Below are 19,432 nucleotides of genomic sequence, written 5' to 3' on the forward strand. Positions count from 1 at the left end.
TGCCCGTGCCCCGCCCGTCCGTGCCGTGCCTGGCCGTGCCCCGGCTACGCGGCGGGCACCACCGGGGCCGGCACCGGTCGGCGGTCGCGCGCCGCCCAGCGGGCGACCGGGCCCATCGCGTACCCGGCGGCGAGGAACACCCCGCCGAAGACCAGCCAGCCCGCGAGCCCGCCGTCCAGCAGCAGGCTGGTGAGCAGCAGCGGTCCGAGGGTGCGGGCGACGGCGACGCCGGTGCCGAAGAAGCCCTGGTACTGGCCGATCCGCTCCGGCGGCGCGAGGTCGAAGCCGAGCTGCCAGGAGCCGGCCGACTGCCGCATCTCGCCGGCCACCTGCAGCACGGCCCCGGCCACCAGCATCGCGCCGATCGCCCACACCGGGACGTCCAGCGCGGACAGCCCGCAGACCACGCAGGACAGGAGCAGCAGCACTCCGGCCGCCCGGACGGCCCGCACCGCCGAGTCCAGCCCGGTGACGTCGCGGGCCGCCCGGACCTGGAAGAGCAGCACCGCCGCGGTGTTGAGCACGAACAGGGCCGAGCCGAGCCAGCCGAGCCCGGGGGCCCGCTCGGCGATCCACAGCGGGAGGATCAGGCTGAGCAGCGGCATCCGCAGCAGCAGCACGGTGTTGACCAGGGTGACGGCGGCGTAGCGGCGGTCGCGCAGCACGGCCAGGCGCGGGCCGGAGCCCGACTCCGGTTCGGCGGGCGGGACTTCGGGCAGCCGGCGGAGCAGCAGCGCGCCGGCCAGGAGACCGAGCATGGTGATGACGAAGGCGCCGAGGTAGGCGGTCCGGGTGCCGATGGTGAGCGCGATGCCGCCGATGGCGGCGCCAACGGCGAGGCCGCCGTTGAGGGTTGACTGGAGGTGGGCGAGCAGGCCGGTCCGTTCGGCACGCGGCACCAAGCCGGCGACCAGCGCCTGCCGGGCGGCGGTGACCCCGGACTGGGCGGTGGCGTACAGGCAGACGGCGAGCAGGAAGGGCAGGTAGGAGCGGATCACCAGGAAGGCGGCGACCACGGCTGCCGCGCCGAGCGCGAGCGCGACCGCCGTGCGGCGCGGGCCGCGCCGGTCGGCGAGGTGACCGAGCGGGACGCCTGCCACCGAGCCGATCGCCCAGCCGACGGCGAGACCGAGGCCGAGGGCGGCCGGTGACATGCCGACCACCCGGGTGAAGTAGAGCGCGGAGCAGGTGTAGTAGGCGCCGTCGCCCACCGCGCCCGCCAACTGGGCGGCGGCGAGGGTGCGTTGGGGACCGGCGGGGGGCAGCAGGGCGAAGCCGGCGGCGCTCTGGTTCGGCACTTCTCTCCTGTCGGGCGGGCGACGCGCGGGCCGGACGTTCACGACCGTCCGGGGCGGGGCGCCGCCCAGCCTAGGTGTATTGACCACGAGCGTTGTTGACAGTGGCAGGGCTTGATCAAAAGTGAAGACCTCCGGTGTGGTGGAGCTGTCTAGGACTGCACCGCACCGGAGGTCTTCGTGTCCCACCGTAACGCCCGCCTGACCGTGCACGGCAGGCGGCTCCTCGTCGAGCGCGTCCGAGCGGGACGGCCGGTCGCGCACGTGGCTGCCGAGATGGGAATCTCCCGCACCACCGCACACAAGTGGGTCCGACGGTGGCGCGCGGAGGGCGAGGCAGGCCTGCACGACCGCCCCAGCAGGCCGCACACCACCCCGCACCGCACCCCGGACGCGATCGAGGCCCGGATCTGCGACCTGCGACGGGAGCGCAAGCTAGGCCCCGCCCGGATCGGGCCGATCATCGGCCTGCCCGCCTCCACGGTTCACCGGATCCTCACCCGGCACGGCCTGAACCGGCTGCGGTGGATGGACCGGCCCACCGGACAGGTCATCCGCCGGTACGAACGCGAGCGCCCCGGCGAACTGGTCCACGTCGACATCAAGAAGCTCGGCAACATCCCCGACGGCGGCGGCCACCGCGTCATGGACCGCCAGGCCGGCGAGAGCAACCGCCACGCCACCACCGGCCTGCGGACCCCGAGCGGGACACCGAAGATCGGCTACAGCCACATCCACACCGCCGTCGACGACCACACCCGCCTGGCCTACAGCGAGATCCTTCCCGACGAACGCAAGGAGACCGCGGTCGGGTTCTGGCAGCGGGCCCAGGACTTCTTCGCCAGCCTGGGCATCACCGTCGAACGCGTCCTGACCGACAACGGTTCCTGCTACAAGTCGCACCTGTGGCGCGACACCCTGCGGGCATCGGGCATCGCCCACAAGCGCACCCGCCCCTACCGCCCGCAGACCAACGGCAAGGTCGAACGCTTCAACCGCACCCTGCTCGACGAGTGGGCCTACCAGCGCCCCTACACCAGCAACCAGGAACGAGCCGAAGCGCTGCCCGACTTCCTCCACCGCTACAACTACCATCGCTGCCACACCGCACTCGGAGGACAACCCCCGATCAGCCGCGTCAACAACCCTGCGGGTCAATACACCTAGGCAGTGAATGGACCGTCCGACAGGTCCATTGATCTTGAGATTTCCTGGGCCACTTGAATGCGGCCGGAGGGGCTCCTCCGCACCGCCGGGCGAGCCCTGAACTCCCGTACGACGCCGGCCGGTTGACCCGGCAGCGGGATCCGCGCCGGGCCCGCCCTGGCCCGTCCGGGTTCGCCCCGCCCGGCCGAAGCGCCGTCCGTACCCGCTCCGACTGCCCTGCCGGAAGCGGACCGAACCCCTCCACCACCCGGCCGGAGGGCCAAGTTTGGTCGTGTTGACCCGTCAATAGTGCCCTCCTATGCTCAACGGCGTTCGCGATCCGGCACCGGGGCCGGGGCCGTCCGTGCCCGCCCGAACCGGCGCCGTCTCCGGCTCGAAGGGTGTCCTCCCATCAGCACCTCCATCGCCCCCTCGGACTCCGCCGGCCACCCCGGCGCCACCGGAAGACCCGCCGGAACCGCCACCCCCGACAGCCTCGTGGACCCCACCGAGACCACCGGACGCCGCCGCTTCCTCACCTACCTGCTGGCCGCCCCGACCCTCACCGTCGCCGCCCGGCTCGGCCTCGACGCCGCCGCACCCGCCTCCGCCCAGGCGGCCGTGCGCGCCGCCGCGGCCGCCCAGGAGGCGGCCGCGCCCCGGCAGTTGCTCGGCCTGCCGGGCGTCCCGGACGTCCTCGACCTCGGCGACGCGCTGATCCTGGCCGGGCTGCCCACCGCGCACCTGCTGGTGCTCGAAATCACTCCCGCCGGGCGTGCCGCGCTGTACCTGCCCCGGCTGGAGGTCGGCCAGGGCCTGACCACCGCGATCGCCATGCTGGTCGCCGACGAGCTCGACGCCAGGCTCACCGACGTGGACGTACCGCTCTGCGACGGCCGTCCCGAACTGCTCTTCAACCAGCTCACCGGCGGCTCCAACTCGGTGCGCTCGCTGTACGACCCGGTACGCGCCGCGGCCGCCGCCGCCCGCGCCCGGCTGGTCACCGCCGCCGCCCAGCGCTGGAACGTTCCCGCGGGCGGCCTGCGCACCGCCGACACCGCCGTCCTCGCCCCCGACGGACGCCGCCTCGGCTTCGGCGAACTCGCCGCCGACGCCGCCGCGGTGGTCGCGCCCGCCGTGCCCGCCACCCCCAAGCCGGCCGACCAGCGTCGCCTGGTGGGCAAGCCGACCGGACGCATCGACGCCCGCGACATCGTCACCGGGCGCGCCGAGTACGCCGGGGACCTGCAGATCCCCGGCGCCGCCCCCACCGTGGTCGCCCGCCCGACCACCGTCAACGGCACCCTCAAGTCCCTGGACGCCTCGGTCGCCCGCACCATGCCCGGCGTGCTCGCCGTGGTGCGGATCCCCAGCGGCGTCGCCGTCCTCGCCGAGACCTTCGACCAGGCGCTCAAGGCCCGCGACGCGCTGCGCACCAGCTGGAACCCCGGCCCGGTCGCGAACCTCTCCACCGCCGACGTCCGGGCCCAACTGCGCGCCGCCCACGCGCCGTTCCCGCTGCCGCCGCTGATCACCCCGTACCTGGACGGCGAGTTCGACTTCGCCTTCGTCAACCACGCCCCGATGGAGGTGCTGACCGCCGTCGCCGACGTGCGGCCGGGCCGCGCGGAGCTGTGGTTCGCCGCGCAGAGCCCGATCATCGCCCAGCAGACCATCGCCGCCGAACTCGGCCTGCCGCAGAGCGCCGTCACCGTTCACGTGGTGCGCGGCGGCGGCTCCTTCGGGCGCCGGCTGTTCTTCGACGCCGCGCTGGAGGCGGCCCTGATCTCCCAGGCCGCCGGCCGTCCGGTCAAGCTGATGTGGACCCGCAACGACGACATGCGGCACGGCCGGATGCGCCCCGCCAGCCACCACCGGATCCGCGCCACCTACGGCCCCGGTCAGGTGCTCACCTGGGAGCACCGCGCCGCCACCGTGCGGACCGACCTCTCGCACGGCCTCGGCGAGGCGCTCAGCGGAGCCGGGTTGAACCTCTCGGTCGCCGGGATCAGCCTCGCCCAGGCCCTATTCCTGCTCACCGAGAAGAACCCGTACGACGTCGGGATCCCCACCCAGCTACTCGCCGAACTGCCACTGCAGCTGCACACCGGCAGCTGGCGCTCGGTCTACTCCGGCACGGTCCGGGTCGCCGACGAGATCATGATGGACGAACTCGCCCGCCGGATGGGCCAGGACGAGGTCGCCTTCCGCCGCGCCCGGCTGCGCGACGCCGCCGGGCAGGCGGTGCTCGACACCGTCGCCAGGGCCGGCGGCTGGGGCCGCCCGATGCCGGCCGGCCAGGCCCAGGGCGTCGGCTACCACGACGAGAACGGCGGCCGGGTCGCCTACCTGGTCGAACTCGACGCCACCGACCGGGCCGCCCCCCGGGTCACCAAGGCCGTCATCGCCGCCGACGTCGGCCAGGTCATCAACCCCCGGGGTCTCGAGGCCCAGTTGACCGGCGCCCTGAGCGACGGCATCTCGGTGATCCTCCAGGCCGGCAACCACCTCGACAACGGCGCGTTCCGGGAAGGGAGTTACGCAGACTTCCACTACGCCCGGCAGTGCGACACCCCGCCGACGGTCGAGATCCACCTCATGCCGCCGAGCGGATCCCCCGGTGGAGCGGGCGAGTTGGGCGTCCCGGCGGCCTCCGCCGCCGTCGCCAACGCCTACGCCCGGGCGACCGGCACCAGCCCGCGCTCCTTCCCGATCAACTTCTGAGGAAATCGATACCCCCCATGCCCACCCACACCTTCGTCCTCAACGGGCAGCCCGTCACCGTCGACGCCCCGGACGACATGCCGCTGCTCTGGGTGCTGCGCGACAAGCTCGGCGTCACCGGCCCCAAGTACGGCTGCGGGGTGGGCGTCTGCCGGGCCTGCACCAGCCACCTGGACGGCCAGGAGTTCCAGCCCTGCACCCGCTCCGTCCAGGACTGCGAGGGCCGCACCGTCACCACCATCGAGGGCCTCGCCGACGGCGACACCCTCCACCCCGTGCAGGAGGCCTGGATCGACTGCGACGTCGCCCAGTGCGGCTTCTGCCAGCCGGGCCAGATCATGACGGCCGTCGCCCTGCTGCGCCGCACCCCCAACCCGACGGACGCGGACATCGACCAGATCCAGAACATCTGCCGCTGCGGCAGCTACCCGCGCATCCGCGAGGCGATCAAGCGCGCGGCGGCGGGTGGACGGGTGCACTGACGCGGCTGCGCCGCACCCCGCCAGAAGCCACCTGTCATGCCGTCAGTTTCCAGGGCGGGGTGCCCTCACGGCCGCCCCGCGGTCTCCCACTCCCGGTGCGCGCTGCGGATCCGTTGCCACAGCTCCGCCCGCGCGGAGGCGTCGACGTCGGTCAGGTCCAGCCGGAAGACCCCGGCCAGGACCTCGTACCAGTCGTCGGCCGAGTCGACGGTCCGTTCGTCGGTGCCCCCGGCCTCGATCCGGCGCAGCACGCAGCCGCGCAGCACGTCCACGCCCTTGCCGTCGCGCCGGTGGGCGGTGAGGGTCCGGACGAAGCCGGACTCGGGGGAGGTGGACAGCCGGAGGTGCTCGGCGGCGAAGGAGGACAGCTCCACCGGCTCCGGCGCGAAGTCCATCCCGGTGAACGAGCCGCGCGGGTCATGGGTGAACCGCCAGCCGCCGGGCACCGCCGTCGACGGGGCCAGCGCGTAGGTGAACGGCCCCTGGGTGTGGCTGCCCTCGCGCAGCGGCAGCGGTTCGTACAGTCCGTCGCCGAGCCCGGCGTCGACCAGCCACCGCTCGCCGTCGAGCCGCACGGTGAGCGCGAGGTGGTTGCCGGACGCGCCCGCCGGGTCCTCGGGAGTGCTCTGCACCCCGGCCCGGTGCAGGGTGACGTCGTAGCCGAGGGCGGTCAGCAGCGCGCCGAGGGCCCCGTTGAGGTGAAAGCAGTAACCGCCCCGCCCGCGCACGATCCGGGCCACCGACTCCGCTGCGCCGATGCCCGTCGGCCGTCCCAGGTGGATGTCGAGGTTCTCGTAGGCGACCCGCTCCACCTGCGCCCGGTGCAGCGCCCACAGCGCCTCGGCGGTCGGGGCCGCCGGCCGGGCGACCCCCAACGCGGCCAGGTATCCGTCGACGTCGATCACGCTTCTCCCTCGGACGATCAGATCGACAGGTGCCCTTCAGCGCCCGCGACCACCTCCAGCACCTCGTTCTCCGCCGTACCCAAGGAGCCTAGCAGGGGCGGTAGTTCGAGCGGCTAGGAGCCGGAGCCCGCCCAGGGGTCGCGGCCGAAGAAGGCGGCCAGCCGGTCGTACGCCGGGGCGTCCGCCGGGGCGGGGACTTCGGGGCCGAAGGCGTGCTGGTCCGCCTCGTCGCCGCGGTACTCGGGTCTGAGGGCGCCGCGGGCCCAGTCGAGCGCCGCGAACGCGACCTGGTGGTCCAGGCCCTCGGTGGACTGGCCGGTGGCGTGCGCCAAGTCCCAGGCGTGGACGGCGAATTCGGCGGTCTGCTGGTCGACCGGGAAACGTGCCGGGACGGTGCCGCCGGGGGTCTTCACCGTGCCGGTGAGGTCCCCGGCGGCACGCCAGGCATCGACCAGCCGCTCCGCGCCGGCCTCGAAGGCGTGCAGCCAGTCCTCCTCCACCCGCTCGAAGGACTGCGACCAGTCCGGTTGCCCGCCCTCGGCCCGCAGGGTGAACTGCCGCAGGTCGAACAGGAGGTGGCTGACCAGGTCGCCGACGTCCCAGGAGCGGCAGGGGGTCGGGTGGCCGGCCAGCTCGACGCCGGTGCCGTCGATCAGGCCGGCGGTCTGGGCGAGGGCCCGGGCGAGCAGCTCGATCGGGTCGTCCACCGTCATGGCACACCTCTCGGTCGGGGGCGCACGGTACGTGCCGGGCGATCGTAAGCGCGGGCACCGACGACCGCCGGGCACGACACCCGACCGCCCGGCACTCCACCGCCGCCCCCGGTCCGGCGGCAGGTCAGGCCGCGAATCCGCCGTCCACCGACAGTTCCGCGCCGGTGACGTACCGGCCGTCCTCGCCCACCAGGTAGGAGACGGCGCCCGCCACCTCCGTGACCGTGCCGTACCGGCCGAGGGCGGTGAAGCCGCGCTGGAAGTCGGCGGACGGGCCGTCGGCCGGGTTCATGTCGGTGTCGATCGGGCCCGGGTGGACCAGGTTGACGGTGATCCCGCGCGGGCCGAGCTCCCGGGCCAGCGCCTTGGTCATGCCGATCAGCGCGGCCTTGCTGGTCGCGTAGAGCACGGCGCCGGGGAAGACGACCCGCTGGGCGATGCAGCTGCCGATGCCGACGATCCGCCCGCCCTCGGTCAGGTGCTCCACCGCCGCCTGGGCGTACAGGTACGGCGCCCGGACGTTCACCTCCAGCACCCGGTCGAGCTCCTCGATCGCGACCTCCTCGATCGCCCCGCCGGCGCCGACACCCGCGTTGTTCACCAGGACGTCCAGCCGCCCGAACCGCTCGGCGACCGCGGCCACCGCGGCGTGCACCGCCTCCGGGTCGGCGCTGTCGGCGCGCACGGCCCAGCCGGTGCGCCCCATCGCGGTGATCTTCGCGACCACCTCCTCGGCCCGCTCGGCCGAGCCCTGGTAGGTCACCGCCACGTCGGCGCCGTCCTCGGCCAGCCGCAGCGCGACCGCCGCCCCGATCCCGCGGCTGCCGCCGGTCACCAGGGCCACCTTGCCGTCGAGTGCCGCCGCACCGTTCATCGTCATCTCTCCAGGTCTCCTCGTTCACGCGTTCCGATCGCGGCCCCGGGCCGGTGCTCCGGTCGGTGTCCCGCTCTCGGTGTGTGAGTCGATCCTGGTCCGGATTCCTTGACATCTCCGGCGGTATTCAGACGTTGCGTTCAACGTTCAACTACGACTTGGACCGGCGGCGGGGCCAGCGGCCCGACCAGGTCGACGCCGGTCGACTCGGCTCCCACGGGCAGCACCCGGGCCGCCTCCGCGAGCGCCCGCCCCTCCCCGCTGCACAGGTCCAGCCAGCCGGGCGCGGACCCGCCGCGCTCCCGCAGCCAGGCGGCGGGAGCGAAGCCGAGCTCGCGGGCGTAGCCGTTCACTCCGCTGAGCCCGCGCCCCCGGTTCATCGCGCTGTTGGCCACCACGGGGGAGGCGGTGAGCTCACTGTCGCTGACCAGTCGGACCATCAGTCACCCCTACTGATGCCGGGATCCGCCGAACGCGCCGAGCGGCCACCCCGCGCAGGGTGGCCGCTCGTCCCGCGCCGGAGCGCGGCAGGGCGTCAGACGGTCAGGGTCTGACCCGGGAAGATCAGGTCCGGGTCGCCGCCGATGGTACGGACGTTCTTGCGGTACAGGCTGTCGGTGTCGACGCCGAACTTGGCGGCGATGTCGCTCAGCGTGTCACCGCTCCTGACGGTGTAGTCGCCGACGGAGGTGTTCCGCTCCGCCACCGGGGCCGACTGCGCCGGCTTGGCCGACGGACGGCCCTGCGCGGCGTTCGGAGCCTGCGACTTCGCCTTCGGGGCGGCCTGCTGGGCGCCCTTCGGAGCCGCCTTCGCGGCGCGCTTGGCCGACTTGACGGCCGCCGCACCCGAGTCCGAGGAGCCGGAGCCCGCCGAGGTGTCGACGGCAGCCGGGGCACCGCCCTTGCTCAGGCCCGCCTGCTTGGAGCAGACGGGCCAGGCGCCCGGCCCCTGCGAGGCGAGCACCTTCTCGGCGACGGCGATCTGCTGCGCCCTGGTCGCCTGGTCGGCCCGGGCGGCGTACGCGGTCCCACCGTACGCGGCCCAGGTGGAGGGGGTGAACTGCAGTCCGCCGTGGAAGCCGTTGCCGGTGCTGATGCTCCAGTTCCCGCCGCTCTCGCACTGGGCGACGGCGTCCCAGGTGGAGGAGGGTGCGGCGGAGGCCGAGGTGGCCGTGACGAGGCCGGCCACCGGCAGTGCCGCGACGGCGGCTCCTGCGACGACCGCCATCCGCAGGCGGTTGCGCTTGCTGGTGGCGGCGTTGTCGGTGGCAGCGGCGGTCTCGTGACGGGAAGTCATGAATGTCCTCTCGACAAGCCCCGGGCGGGCAGGCGGAACCAGGCCCGGGACATGGGCCGGTGGGTTGCGCTCACCTCACTCGTCGGGCGGCCGGACACGTGTCGGACGTGCCGTGCCGCCCCGGTCACCTCCACTCGCCGACGGCCTGTGCGAGCCGGTCCTGTCGGCGGGCACCGCCCTCGCGCCGGGGGTCAGTCGGCGGGCGGTGCGTCGGGGTGAACCCGGGTGGCGCTCGTTGCGCCGCCAAGAAAGCTAGGGGCATGTCCGGGGCACAGCAAGCAATTCTTGGTCTTCGCAGGTCAGTTGACTGTTACCGGCGGTATCGATCAAGAAACGATGCCGGATTTGACCGGGTTTGACCGCATTTTGAAGATCTAACGATCAATTTCCGTGCCCTCGCTCACATCTGTCCATCCGTGAAAGCCCGCACACCATCAACCGTCCGCGACCGGTGACTGACGCACCGTCACCACGACATCCGGAGTTCCCGGTTCGCGGCGCCAGTTGAGTGGCATCCACCACTGTGAACGCACTCCGCGACGACGCGAACGCACTCAGTTGCGACCGCCGAGCTCCGCATCCCGCGCCAGCAGCGCCGCCTGCACCCGGTTCTCGCAGCCCAGCTTGGCCAGGATCCGGCTGACGTACGTCTTCACCGTCGCCTCGCTCATGTGGATCCGGGCCCCCGCGTCCGCGTTGGACAGGCCCTCCCCGAGCAGCTCCAGCACCTCCAGCTCGCGCCCGGTGAGCACCTCCAGCCGGCGGCGCGCCTCCGCGCCGCGGGCCGCCGCCGAGGCGCTGCGCCCGGAGGCCAGCGAGTCGACGATGTGCCGGGTGGCGGCCGGGGAGAGGAAGGCGTTCCCGCCGGCCGCCGCCCGGACGGCCTGGATCAGCTCGTTCGGCGCGGTGTCCTTGAGCAGGAATCCGGCGCCTCCCTCGGTCACGGCGCGCAGGACGTTCTCGCGCTCCCCGAAGGTGGTGAGGATGATCGCCCGCGCGCCTGGTGCGACCCTCCCGAGCTCCCGAAGCGCCGTCAGTCCGTCCATCACCGGCATCTGGATGTCCAGCAGGACGACGTCCACCCGGTGCGCCCGGGCCAGGTCCAGCGCCTCCCGGCCGTCGGCGGCCTCCGCGACCACCTCGATGTCGTCGGCCGAACCCAGGATCATCCTGATCCCGGCCCGGATGAGCGGCTCGTCGTCGGCGACGAGGACTCGGATCACGCTGGTCATTCCCCTCGAACGGGCAAGCGGGTGGGCGGCACCATCCTGACATCCCGGCCGGACGGCCCGGCAGGCGGTGGTCAGTCCTTGGCGACGTACTCCACCTTGTCCACCAGCACCCCGCCCTTGAAGCAGAACCGCGCCACGTGGTTGTCCGCCCAGGAGTCGCCGGGCTCGCTCTTGTCCAGCGAGTACCAGCGGCAGTGCGCGCCCTCCGGCCGGGGCGGCCCGGCTTTCTGGTAGTCGGAGGTGAAGAAGTCGTTGCCGGGCGGCAGTCGGCGCAGTACGTCGGCCCTCGACTCGCCCACCCGGATCTGCTCGTAGAGCGACGGCCGCACCGTCGAATCACTGGCGCCCCGGACCAGGGCGACCGCGCCCCAGACCATCAGGCCCGCCACGACCAGCGCGACCGTACCCACTCCGGCCGCGCAGCCGAGCACCGGGCGCCGGTGTCCGTCCGTCCCCCCGGCCGGCGGCAGGGCGCCGGGCACCCAGTCCTCCTCCCCCGCCGGGGCGGCGGCGCCGTCGGCCTCCGCACCCTCGTAGGGCAGCACGGCCGCCAGCCGGAAGCCCTGCTCCGGCGTCGGCCCGGCGTGCACCATGCCGCCGACCAGCCGGGCGCGCTCCCGCAAGCCGGTCAGCCCCTGTCCGCCGCTCACCACCGAGCCCGCGCCGGCGTGCGCGCCCACGAGCTCCGGCGCGCGGGGATTGGTGACCTCCACCACCAGCGCGTCCGGCTCGTAGCGGAGCGCGACCGCGATCGGTGCGCCGGGGGCGTGCTTGTGCGCGTTGGTGAGCGCCTCCTGCACGATCCGGTACGCCGCGTGGTCGACCGCGGCCGCGAGCGGGCGCCGCTCGCCCTCGGTGGAGAACGCCATCCCGGCACCGGCCGCCCGGGAGGACTCCACCAGCCCCGCGATCCCGTCCACCCCGCCGCGGGCCGGCGCCGCGCCCGGCGCACCGACCGCCGGCGGCAGCGCCGTCGACTCGTCGTGCAGCACCCCGACCACCTCGCGCAGCTCGCGCATCGCCGCGACCGCCGCCTGGCGCAGCACACCGACCGCCTCCCGCTGCCGGTCGCCGAGGGTGCGGTCCACCTCCAGCGCGCCCGAGTGCACGGAGATCAGCGCGAGCTGGTGCCCCAGGCTGTCGTGCATGTCCTGGGCGATCCGGTGCCGCTCGCGCAGCCGCGCCTGGTGGACCACCATCGCCCGCTCGCGCACCAGCTGGTCGTTGCGCTCCCGCAGCGCGTCCAGCAGCGCGCGGCGCTGCGCCCGGTAGCGGCTGTAGAGCGCGGGGAGGACGGCGAACACCAGGAAGATGCCGAGCGAGACCCCGATGATCAGCTTGGGTGAGGACGTGCCGTCCTTCAGGGTCCCGGACGCGGAGAACAACAGGTAGCTCAGCACGAAGGCGCCGACCAGCCGCCAGACCCGGCCGATCCGCGCCCCGGCCGCCCAGCCCACGCAGGACAGCAGCGGCAACGGCCCGAGCGACCAGCCGGCGATGATCCCGGTCAGCACCAGGACGGTGGCCGGGAAGCCCTTCCGCAGCACCCACAGCACGGCGACGGCGAGCCCGAAGGGCAGCGCCAGACCGGTGCCGGAGACCAACTCCAGCAGGGCGCTGACCAGGCCCATCAGCAGGGCCAGCACGGCCTCGCCCACGACCCGCCGGGGCCGCCAGGGCCCCGGCAGCGCCGTCCGTACCGCCTTCGACCAGGCCCGTGCGATCGCATTCACCCGTCGAGGCTAACCGGCCGCCCGCCGCGCCCGCGGTCACCCTTCGTCGCGGTCCGCCCCGACGAAAGTCGCCGGTCCGCGGGCCGGTTCCGCCGCGCCCTCGAAGGCTCCGCGGGTCGGCTGTGCGCCGCCCTCGAAGGCTCCGCGGGTCGACTATGCGCCGCCTTCGAAGCCCGTGAGCAGCAGCGCGACGTCGTCCACCCGCCCGGTCGAGCCGACCTCGCGCACCAGCCGCTCGGCCAGCTCCTCCAGCTCCTCCCCCGGCCGGCCTTGCGCCAGCGCGGCCCGCAGCCGGTCCACCCCCTGGTCGATCGCCAGCGCCGGATCCTCCACCAGCCCGTCGGTGTAGAGGACGAGCAGCGAGCCGGGCCGCAGCCGCAGTTCGCTGACCGGGTACGCCGCCCGGTCGTCCACGCCCAGCAGCGCCCCGCCCGGGACGTACAGCGCCTCGGCCCGCCCGTCCGGGTGGCGCAGCACCGGCGGCAGGTGCCCGGCCCGGCCGATCCGCACCGTGCCGTCCGCGGGGGTGAGGCGGACCAGGCAGCAGCTGGCGAGCAGCCCGGGGTCGAGGTCCAGCAACAGCCGGTTGGTGCGGGCGAGCACCCGGTCGGGCGGCTCGCCGCCGGTCGCGAAGGCGCGGACGGCGCTGCGCAGCTGCCCCATCGCGGCGGCCGCCGCGACGCTGTGGCCCTCGACGTCACCGATCACCAGGGTGAGGTCGGCGCCGGTGACGATCGCGTCGTACCAGTCGCCGCCGATCTCCATGCCCTGGGTGCCGGGCAGGTAGCGGGCGGCGGTGCGCAGGCCGGGCACCTGCGGCAGCCGGTGCGGCAGCAGGCCCTGCTGGAGGCCGCGGGCCAGGGCGAACTCGGCGTCGTACAACCGGGCGCGTTCCAGGGCCTGGGCGATGAAGCCGCCGAGGCCGGTGAGCAGCCCGCGCTCCTCGACGGTGAAGGGGTGCGCGCGGTCGAAGCCGAGGATGCAGCTGCCGACCTGACGGCCGGAGGCGATCAGCGGCAGGAAGGCCCAGGCGCCCATCTCGTCCAGGGCCAGGCCCGGGTAGGCGGCGGCGAGTTCACCCACTGACTCGAAGAAGATCGGGGTGCCGGTGCTGAGCGTCTCGGCGCCGGGGATGCGGGCATCCAGCGGGGTGCCCTCGAAGGCGTCCAGGAAGCCGGCCGGGTAGCCGGTCTGCGAGACCAGGTGCAGCCGTTGCTCGCGCACCGCGTAGATGGCGAGCTGCTGGCCGCCGAAGGCCGGGAGGATCTCCTCGGCCACGGCCCGGCACACGTCGCAGACGGTGACGGCCTCGGTGAGGGCGCTGGCCAGCTGGAGCAGGTGGTGGGTACTGCCCACGCCGCCCGTCCCGGCCGGTCCGGGACCGGCACCAGGACCGGCACCAGGACCAGGAGCGGGACCGGGACCGGGACCGGGACCGGCCGCGGGCGGCGGTTCGGCCGCTCCCGGCGGGGAGTCGGCGGCGATCACCCGGCCGGTGACGCCGTGCGGGTCGGGGAAGAGCGAGAAGGCCAGCCAGCCGTCCGACGGACGGGCGGCGAGGAAGGCGGTGGGCTGCTGGGAGAGCAGGGCGGCGCGGCAACGGTTCTCGTAGAAGGGGTCGGCGAGCCAGGGCAGCACCTCCCACGGGAGGTGGCCGACCAGGTCCTCCCGGTTCGCCCGCAGCAGCGGCTCGGCGGCCCGGTTGACGTAGCTGATCAGGCCGTCCGGATCGAGCGAGAAGACCCCCTCGCGCAGCCGCTCGACGGCGGCGGCCGCGGCGGTGAGGGTGCGCGCGTCCAGGACGGCGCCGACCAGGTGGGTCCGGCCGTCGGAGATCGCACCGGGCACCCGGGCCCACAGCTCCACCGGGTACGGGCGCCCGCCCGGCCCGAGCACCCGCACCCGGGCGGCCAGCACCTCGCCGCGCTCCAGGGCGGTCCGGGCGGCGGCCCGGAACTCGGGCACGTCCCCGGGGGCGATCCGCCCGGTCAGGCAGTCCACCGTGCCGTCGAACTGCCCGGGCGCGAAGCCGAAGATCTCCCGGAACTGCGCGTCCGCCGCCAGCTCGCCGGTGGCCACGTCCCAGTCGAACAGCCCGACCCGGGTGGTGGGCACGGACGGCGACGGCAGCTCCACCACCGCGGCGTCACCCCCCGGCTCCACCGAGTGCCCGGCCGCCGTCAACTCGGCCAGCCCGGCGCCCAGTTCGGAGGCGACCGCCACCAGCCGGCCGCCTTCCTCGGCGGGCACGCCGTCCTCCGAGGCCGGCCACTGCACGCTCAGTACCCCGAACCGCTCCCCGCCGTGCCCCACCGGCACACAGGCCGAGACGAAGTCGTACGGCAGCCCGACCGCGAGCTGCGGGAAGCGCCGCATGGTCTCCTCCGGATCGGACAGCGTGACGCTGCGGCCGGTCCGGAAGCACACCGCGACCGGCAACGGTCCGGCGGCCGCGACCCGCCGGAACGGACTCATGATCGACAGGGGCACCCCCGCGATGGTCTGCAGCACCAGCGACCGCCGGTCCCGCGACCGCAGGTACACCATCGCCCCGTACGCCCCGGTCGACCCCAGCACCCTGCGGACGGCCTCCGCCAGCAACGCGTCCCGCTCGTGCACCGCCTCCGGGAGCGCGGCCGCTCCCGGGAGCGCCGGCGACGCGGGTTCCGAAGCCGTCGCCGGGACCGCCCCACGGACCGGCTCGGCAGCCCCGCCGGTCGCCTGCGGATGGCACATGCTCCCTTGCTACGTCCGGCCCGGAACCCTGTCAAGGCGAGCCCCGCCCGCCCGGGCTGGCCCACGGCCCCCACTCGCCCCAGCCCGAGCGCCCCGGACACCCGACCGAACCACTCCCCGGACAGGTGACGGGCTACGGCAGCTTGGTGAGATCGACCTCCACCGGGTACGGCACCGCGGCCTTCACCAGTCCGGTGAACATCTCACCGACCCGGTAGGTCCTACTCTCCGCGTCCAGCAGATGCGTGTGCACGACCGGCACCCGGCCCGCCGCCTGCTCGACCAGCCAGTAGAAGGGGATTCCGGCCTTCGCGTACTGGTCGAGCTTGACCAGCCGGTCGGTGGTCTCCGAGCCCGGCGAGACGACCTCGACCAGCAGCAGTACGTGCTCCGGTCTGATCAGCGGCTCGTCGAAAGTGTCAGCACGGTAGACCACCACGTCGGGCCGACGGTTGTTGAGCGGCACATCCTGCAGCCGCACGTCGAAGTCAGTGTCCGCGATCCACTCCTCACCGCCCGCCTTGTCAAAGGCGTTCGCCAGAAGGCGCCCGATCCGGTTGTGACGCCTCGATGCGCTCGGGCTCACAACGACCATCCCGTCGACGATCTCGATCCCCGCACACTGCTCCTCGGTCCAGGAGTCGTACTCCTCACTGGTGATCTGCCGGTGCATCCACTCGGGTGCGATCATCTCGGCCGTCACGGCGTACCTCCCCTCGGCGGCTGGCGGGTCTGTGCTGTGCGCCACAGCATAGTGCAGCACAGCGACGGCTTCGGATGGTTCGGGGACCGTTCGATATCCTCCCGGCGGGTGGTGGCGCCGGGGCCGCCGGGGGTGGAGGCGAGGAGCGGATGAAGTCGTCCGAGGAGGCCGCGCGGGAGGCTTCGTGGCAGTGGGCCGGGGAGGCGGACGGCGCGGGCGAGGCGCCCGGGGACGTGATCGGCGGGGGCGGGCCACGGTTGAGTCGGCGGGGCCTGCTGGCCGGAGCCGGGGTGCTGGCGGTCGGCGGGGCGGTGTGGGCGCTCGGCCGCTCGGGTTCCGACGGACCGGCGCCGGGCCCGGCCAAGCCGGTGCCGACCGCGGTGTCCGGGCCGACGCCGCTGTGGACGTACCGGGGCGCGCAGGCGATGACCCCCGAGCGGCTGGTCGCCCCGCCACGGTGCCCGGTGTTCCTGTCCAAGGCCGGGCTGCAGGTCCTCGACCCGGCCGGCGGCGGCCCCGGGCGGCTGCTGGTGTTCGACCCGCCGCCACCGCCGAACTGGCCCAGCGACGCCGAACCGTCCGGCGGGAAGGTCGCGATCGGGCCGGAGTACATGTTCAGCACCGAGTCGAAGGGCCACCTGGACGCCCACCACCTCAGCGACCCGGCCCACGACTGGAGCCTGCCGCTGCCCGATGAGCTGTCGGGCCGGCTCCAGCTCACCTGCACGGACACCGGCGCCCTCTACGGCTACGCCTGGACCCCGTTCCGCCCGGAGGAGGTCTTCCCGAGCACCCGGGTCTTCGCCATCGGACCGGCGGACCGCACCCTGCTCTGGTCCGTCGCCGGCCCGCGCCAGGAGCGGCCGGTCGCCCTCGCCACCGGGGGCACCGCCGGCCTGCTGGCCTGCGCCCGTTCCCTCGGCGACGGCGCCGAGCTGGCGGTCCGGGACGCCGCCACCGGGCGGGAGCTGTGGACAGCCGGCGGCCCGGAGGGCCTGCGCTGGTGCGTCGCCGGCGGGGAGGGCTTCCTCGTCCCCGACGGCACCGGGGGCGTGCGCATGCTGGGCGCCGGCGGCGAGCCCGGCTGGACCCACTCCCCCGCCCGCGGCGAGTCCTGGCGGGCGCTGCCGCCCGTCCCGGACGGCGTCCGGGTGTTCGTCCCGCGGGACAGCGGCATGGTCACCTGCAACGACCTGACCACCGGCGCCGTGCTGTGGTCCCGCAAACTGCCGTTCCCGCTGGACAGCCGCAGCCGTCCGCTGGTCGTCGGCGGCACGCTGTACGTCCCCGGTCCGGCGGCCGCCGGGGTCTTCGCGATCGACGTCGCGACCGGCCGACTCGGGTGGGCGTTCCACGACTCCGGCCCGGGCCGGGACGTCTGGTCCATCGCCACCGACGGGAGCCGTCTCTACGCCGGTCACGACGACGTCCTCTACGCCCTCGCGACGGCCTGACGCCCCCGCCGGCCCGAACGTCCGGACGAAGCGGCAGGATGGCCTGGTGCAGGTACGCCCGATCTCCCCCGAAAAGCTGGCCGAGCTGCTCGCCGACCGGATCGCCGCGCTGCCCGGCGCCGGCGAACGGTGGCTGCGGATCGCCGTGGACGGCGCCGGGCCCGCCCGGCCCGAGCTGCTCGCCGACGCCCTGGTGGAGCCGCTGCGACTGCGCGGCCGCCCCACGCTGCGGGTCTCGGCGGCGGACTTCCTGCGCCCGGCCTCGATCCGGCTGGAGTACGGGCATCAGGACGCGGACGCGTTCCACGACCTCTGGCTGGACGACGGCGCCCTGCTGCGCGAGGTGCTGGACCCGCTGGAGCCGGGCGGCAGCGGCCGGGTGCTGCCCTCGCTGCGCGACCCGGCGACGGACCGCTCGACCCGCGCCCCGTACGTCCGACTCCCGCCCGGGGGCGTGCTGTTGCTGGACGGCGCGCTGCTGCTCGGCCGCTGGCTGCCGCTGGAGCTGACCGTCCATCTGGCGCTCACTCCGGCCGCGCTGGCCCGCCGCACTCCGGCCGATCAGCAGTGGACGCTGCCCGCCTTCGCCCGCTACGAGGCGGAGACCGAGCCGGCCGAGGCCGCCGACGTCATCGTCCGGGTGGACGACCCGCGGCACCCCGCCCTGGTCGAGCGGTCGTAGGACCCGACCGGCGGATCTCGTCGGGCCCGACCTGCGGATCTCGTAGGGCACGACCGGCGGATCTCGGGGGGCCCGGCAAGGATCCGCCGCTCAGGCCCTGCCGGTCGGGGCCGGCCCGCGCTGGCAGTAGGGGCACCAGAACACCGCCCGGTCCTGCGGGGCGTCGCCCTGGCGCCCGGTCCGGACGGGCGTGACGCAGCGCGGGCAGGGCCGCCCGGCCCGGCCGTAGACCCAGTGCTGGTAGCCGGGCCGGGTGTCACCGGTGGTGATGTGGCCGGGGCGCAGCTTGTTGGCCTCCAGCATCTGCCGGGCACGCTCCACCAGCCGGTCGGGGTGCGGGACTTCGCCGACCTCGGTCCACGGGGTCACACCGGCGACGAAGCACAGTTCGTTGGCGTAGACGTTGCCGATGCCGGCCAGGTTGCGCTGGTCGAGCAGGGCCTCGACGACCGGCCGGGCCGGGCGGGCGAGGAGTCGGCGGACGGCCTCGACCGGGTCCCAGTCGGGGCCGAGCAGGTCCGGGCCGAGGTGGCCGACGGCGCGCCGCTCGTCGGTGGTGCGCAGCAGTTCGACGACCGGCAGCCGGTAGCCGACGGCGGTGCCCTGCTCGGTGCCGAGGAGGGCACGGATCTGCCAGGCGGGGCCGCCGCTCCAGCGCTCGCCGGGCCGGTAGACCTCCCAGTGGCCGTCCATCCGCAGGTGGGTGTGCAGGGTGAGGCCGCCTTCGAGGCGGGTGAGCAGGTGCTTGCCGCGCGGGCGGACCTCCAGCACCCGGCGGCCGGCGAGCGCGGCGGTCGCGTGCGCGGGCACCCGCAGTTCGGCGCTGGTCAGCAGCTGCCCGGCGAGGGCGTCGTGCAGCCGGGCCGCCACGCGGTAGATGGAGTCACCTTCTGGCATGACTCCATTCTGGTCCGCGTGGCGGCCCGGTGGGGCACCGGCCCCGGGTGGCGCGCTACCGGGCGTGCGCCCCGCCCTCGCCCTGGCCCTCGCGCACCACGACCACCGGGCAGGGCGCGTGCTCGGTGAGGTGGCGGCTGACGGAGCCGAGCAGCACGCCGGCGAAGCCGCCGAGGCCTCGGCTGCCGACGACCAGCAGCGCGGCGCCCTTGGCGACCTGCAGCAGGGCGCCGGCCGCGTTGCCGGGGACCACGCTCTCGCGGATCCGCACGCCGGAATCGTCGCCGACCACCCGGGCGACGCTCTCGGAGAGCGTCTTGCCGGCGAGTTCCTCCGGGTTGTAGACGTCGGCCGGCACGGCCGTCCCGCCCCAGCCGTAGAACGCCGGGTACTCCCAGGCGGCGATCGCGTCGATGGTCCCGCCGACGGCCTTGGCGTAGTCGACCGCCCAGCGCAGCGCCTGTTCCGAGGCGGGCGAGCCGTCCACACCGACGACGATCCGGGGGCTGGTGGTCATGCCGTGTCTCCTTCGGTTGCTCCTGCTCGGCTCCGACCCGCC

At 74.5% G+C, this 19,432-nt stretch carries 17 protein-coding genes; 5 read left to right on the forward strand and 12 right to left on the reverse strand.

What is annotated here, in order from left to right:
* Positions 1 to 44: 44 nt before the first annotated feature.
* Complete coding sequence (locus tag O1G21_RS05505) at positions 45 to 1,298, reverse strand: MFS transporter (RefSeq protein WP_270141282.1); 1,254 nt, start codon at positions 1,296 to 1,298, stop codon at positions 45 to 47.
* Positions 1,299 to 1,475: 177 nt separating this feature from the next.
* On the opposite strand from O1G21_RS05505, the gene O1G21_RS05510 reads away from it, so the two are divergent.
* The 3 genes from O1G21_RS05510 to O1G21_RS05520 all read left to right on the forward strand — a co-directional run bounded on the left by O1G21_RS05510 (position 1,476) and on the right by O1G21_RS05520 (position 5,647).
* On the forward strand, positions 1,476 to 2,462 hold the full coding sequence (locus tag O1G21_RS05510) for an IS481 family transposase (protein ID WP_270141284.1): 987 nt from the start codon (positions 1,476 to 1,478) through the stop codon (positions 2,460 to 2,462).
* A 477-nt stretch (positions 2,463 to 2,939) separates the two neighbouring features.
* A complete protein-coding gene (locus O1G21_RS05515; protein WP_270141286.1) occupies positions 2,940 to 5,165 on the forward strand; it encodes a xanthine dehydrogenase family protein molybdopterin-binding subunit in 2,226 nt (741 codons plus the stop codon).
* A gap of 17 nt (positions 5,166 to 5,182) precedes the next feature.
* Positions 5,183 to 5,647 (forward strand): (2Fe-2S)-binding protein, encoded by a 465-nt coding sequence (locus O1G21_RS05520; protein ID WP_270141288.1) that lies wholly within the window; start codon positions 5,183 to 5,185, stop codon positions 5,645 to 5,647.
* 65 nt (positions 5,648 to 5,712) lie between these two features.
* Here the strand turns inward: O1G21_RS05520 and O1G21_RS05525 are convergent, their stop codons facing one another.
* The 9 genes from O1G21_RS05525 to O1G21_RS05565 form a co-directional block, all read right to left on the reverse strand.
* Entirely contained in the window at positions 5,713 to 6,552 is an 840-nt protein-coding gene (locus O1G21_RS05525) for an arylamine N-acetyltransferase family protein (RefSeq protein WP_270141289.1), read from the reverse strand.
* 113 nt (positions 6,553 to 6,665) lie between these two features.
* On the reverse strand, positions 6,666 to 7,265 hold the full coding sequence (locus O1G21_RS05530) for a TIGR03086 family metal-binding protein (protein WP_270141290.1): 600 nt from the start codon (positions 7,263 to 7,265) through the stop codon (positions 6,666 to 6,668).
* A gap of 124 nt (positions 7,266 to 7,389) precedes the next feature.
* Positions 7,390 to 8,145 (reverse strand): SDR family NAD(P)-dependent oxidoreductase, encoded by a 756-nt coding sequence (locus O1G21_RS05535; protein ID WP_270141291.1) that lies wholly within the window; start codon positions 8,143 to 8,145, stop codon positions 7,390 to 7,392.
* 134 nt (positions 8,146 to 8,279) lie between these two features.
* Complete coding sequence (locus O1G21_RS05540; protein WP_270141293.1) at positions 8,280 to 8,579, reverse strand: hypothetical protein; 300 nt, start codon at positions 8,577 to 8,579, stop codon at positions 8,280 to 8,282.
* Between the two features lie 95 nt (positions 8,580 to 8,674).
* Positions 8,675 to 9,436 (reverse strand): transglycosylase family protein, encoded by a 762-nt coding sequence (locus O1G21_RS05545; protein WP_270141295.1) that lies wholly within the window; start codon positions 9,434 to 9,436, stop codon positions 8,675 to 8,677.
* 554 nt (positions 9,437 to 9,990) lie between these two features.
* The gene (locus O1G21_RS05550; protein ID WP_270141296.1) at positions 9,991 to 10,659 is read right to left on the reverse strand and encodes a response regulator transcription factor; all 669 of its coding nucleotides are present in this window, start codon (positions 10,657 to 10,659) and stop codon (positions 9,991 to 9,993) included.
* A gap of 80 nt (positions 10,660 to 10,739) precedes the next feature.
* Positions 10,740 to 12,401, reverse strand: a complete 1,662-nt coding sequence (locus O1G21_RS05555; protein WP_270141298.1) for a sensor histidine kinase — start codon at positions 12,399 to 12,401, stop codon at positions 10,740 to 10,742.
* A 153-nt stretch (positions 12,402 to 12,554) separates the two neighbouring features.
* On the reverse strand, positions 12,555 to 15,137 hold the full coding sequence (locus O1G21_RS05560) for a SpoIIE family protein phosphatase (RefSeq protein ID WP_270141300.1): 2,583 nt from the start codon (positions 15,135 to 15,137) through the stop codon (positions 12,555 to 12,557).
* A gap of 133 nt (positions 15,138 to 15,270) precedes the next feature.
* Positions 15,271 to 15,840 (reverse strand): Uma2 family endonuclease, encoded by a 570-nt coding sequence (locus O1G21_RS05565; protein ID WP_270141301.1) that lies wholly within the window; start codon positions 15,838 to 15,840, stop codon positions 15,271 to 15,273.
* Between the two features lie 149 nt (positions 15,841 to 15,989).
* Here O1G21_RS05565 and O1G21_RS05570 point away from each other — a divergent pair, with 149 nt between their 5' ends.
* Entirely contained in the window at positions 15,990 to 17,294 is a 1,305-nt protein-coding gene (locus O1G21_RS05570; protein WP_270141302.1) for an outer membrane protein assembly factor BamB family protein, read from the forward strand.
* Positions 17,295 to 17,340: 46 nt separating this feature from the next.
* Positions 17,341 to 17,976, forward strand: a complete 636-nt coding sequence (locus O1G21_RS05575; RefSeq protein WP_270141303.1) for a nucleoside/nucleotide kinase family protein — start codon at positions 17,341 to 17,343, stop codon at positions 17,974 to 17,976.
* Positions 17,977 to 18,066: 90 nt separating this feature from the next.
* Here the strand turns inward: O1G21_RS05575 and O1G21_RS05580 are convergent, their stop codons facing one another.
* Complete coding sequence (locus tag O1G21_RS05580; protein WP_270141305.1) at positions 18,067 to 18,873, reverse strand: DNA-formamidopyrimidine glycosylase family protein; 807 nt, start codon at positions 18,871 to 18,873, stop codon at positions 18,067 to 18,069.
* A gap of 55 nt (positions 18,874 to 18,928) precedes the next feature.
* Positions 18,929 to 19,390 (reverse strand): universal stress protein, encoded by a 462-nt coding sequence (locus O1G21_RS05585; protein ID WP_270141307.1) that lies wholly within the window; start codon positions 19,388 to 19,390, stop codon positions 18,929 to 18,931.
* Positions 19,391 to 19,432: the final 42 nt, after the last annotated feature.

It is taken from the genome of Kitasatospora cathayae, from assembly GCF_027627435.1.
In the GTDB taxonomy this organism is placed as follows: domain Bacteria; phylum Actinomycetota; class Actinomycetes; order Streptomycetales; family Streptomycetaceae; genus Kitasatospora; species Kitasatospora cathayae.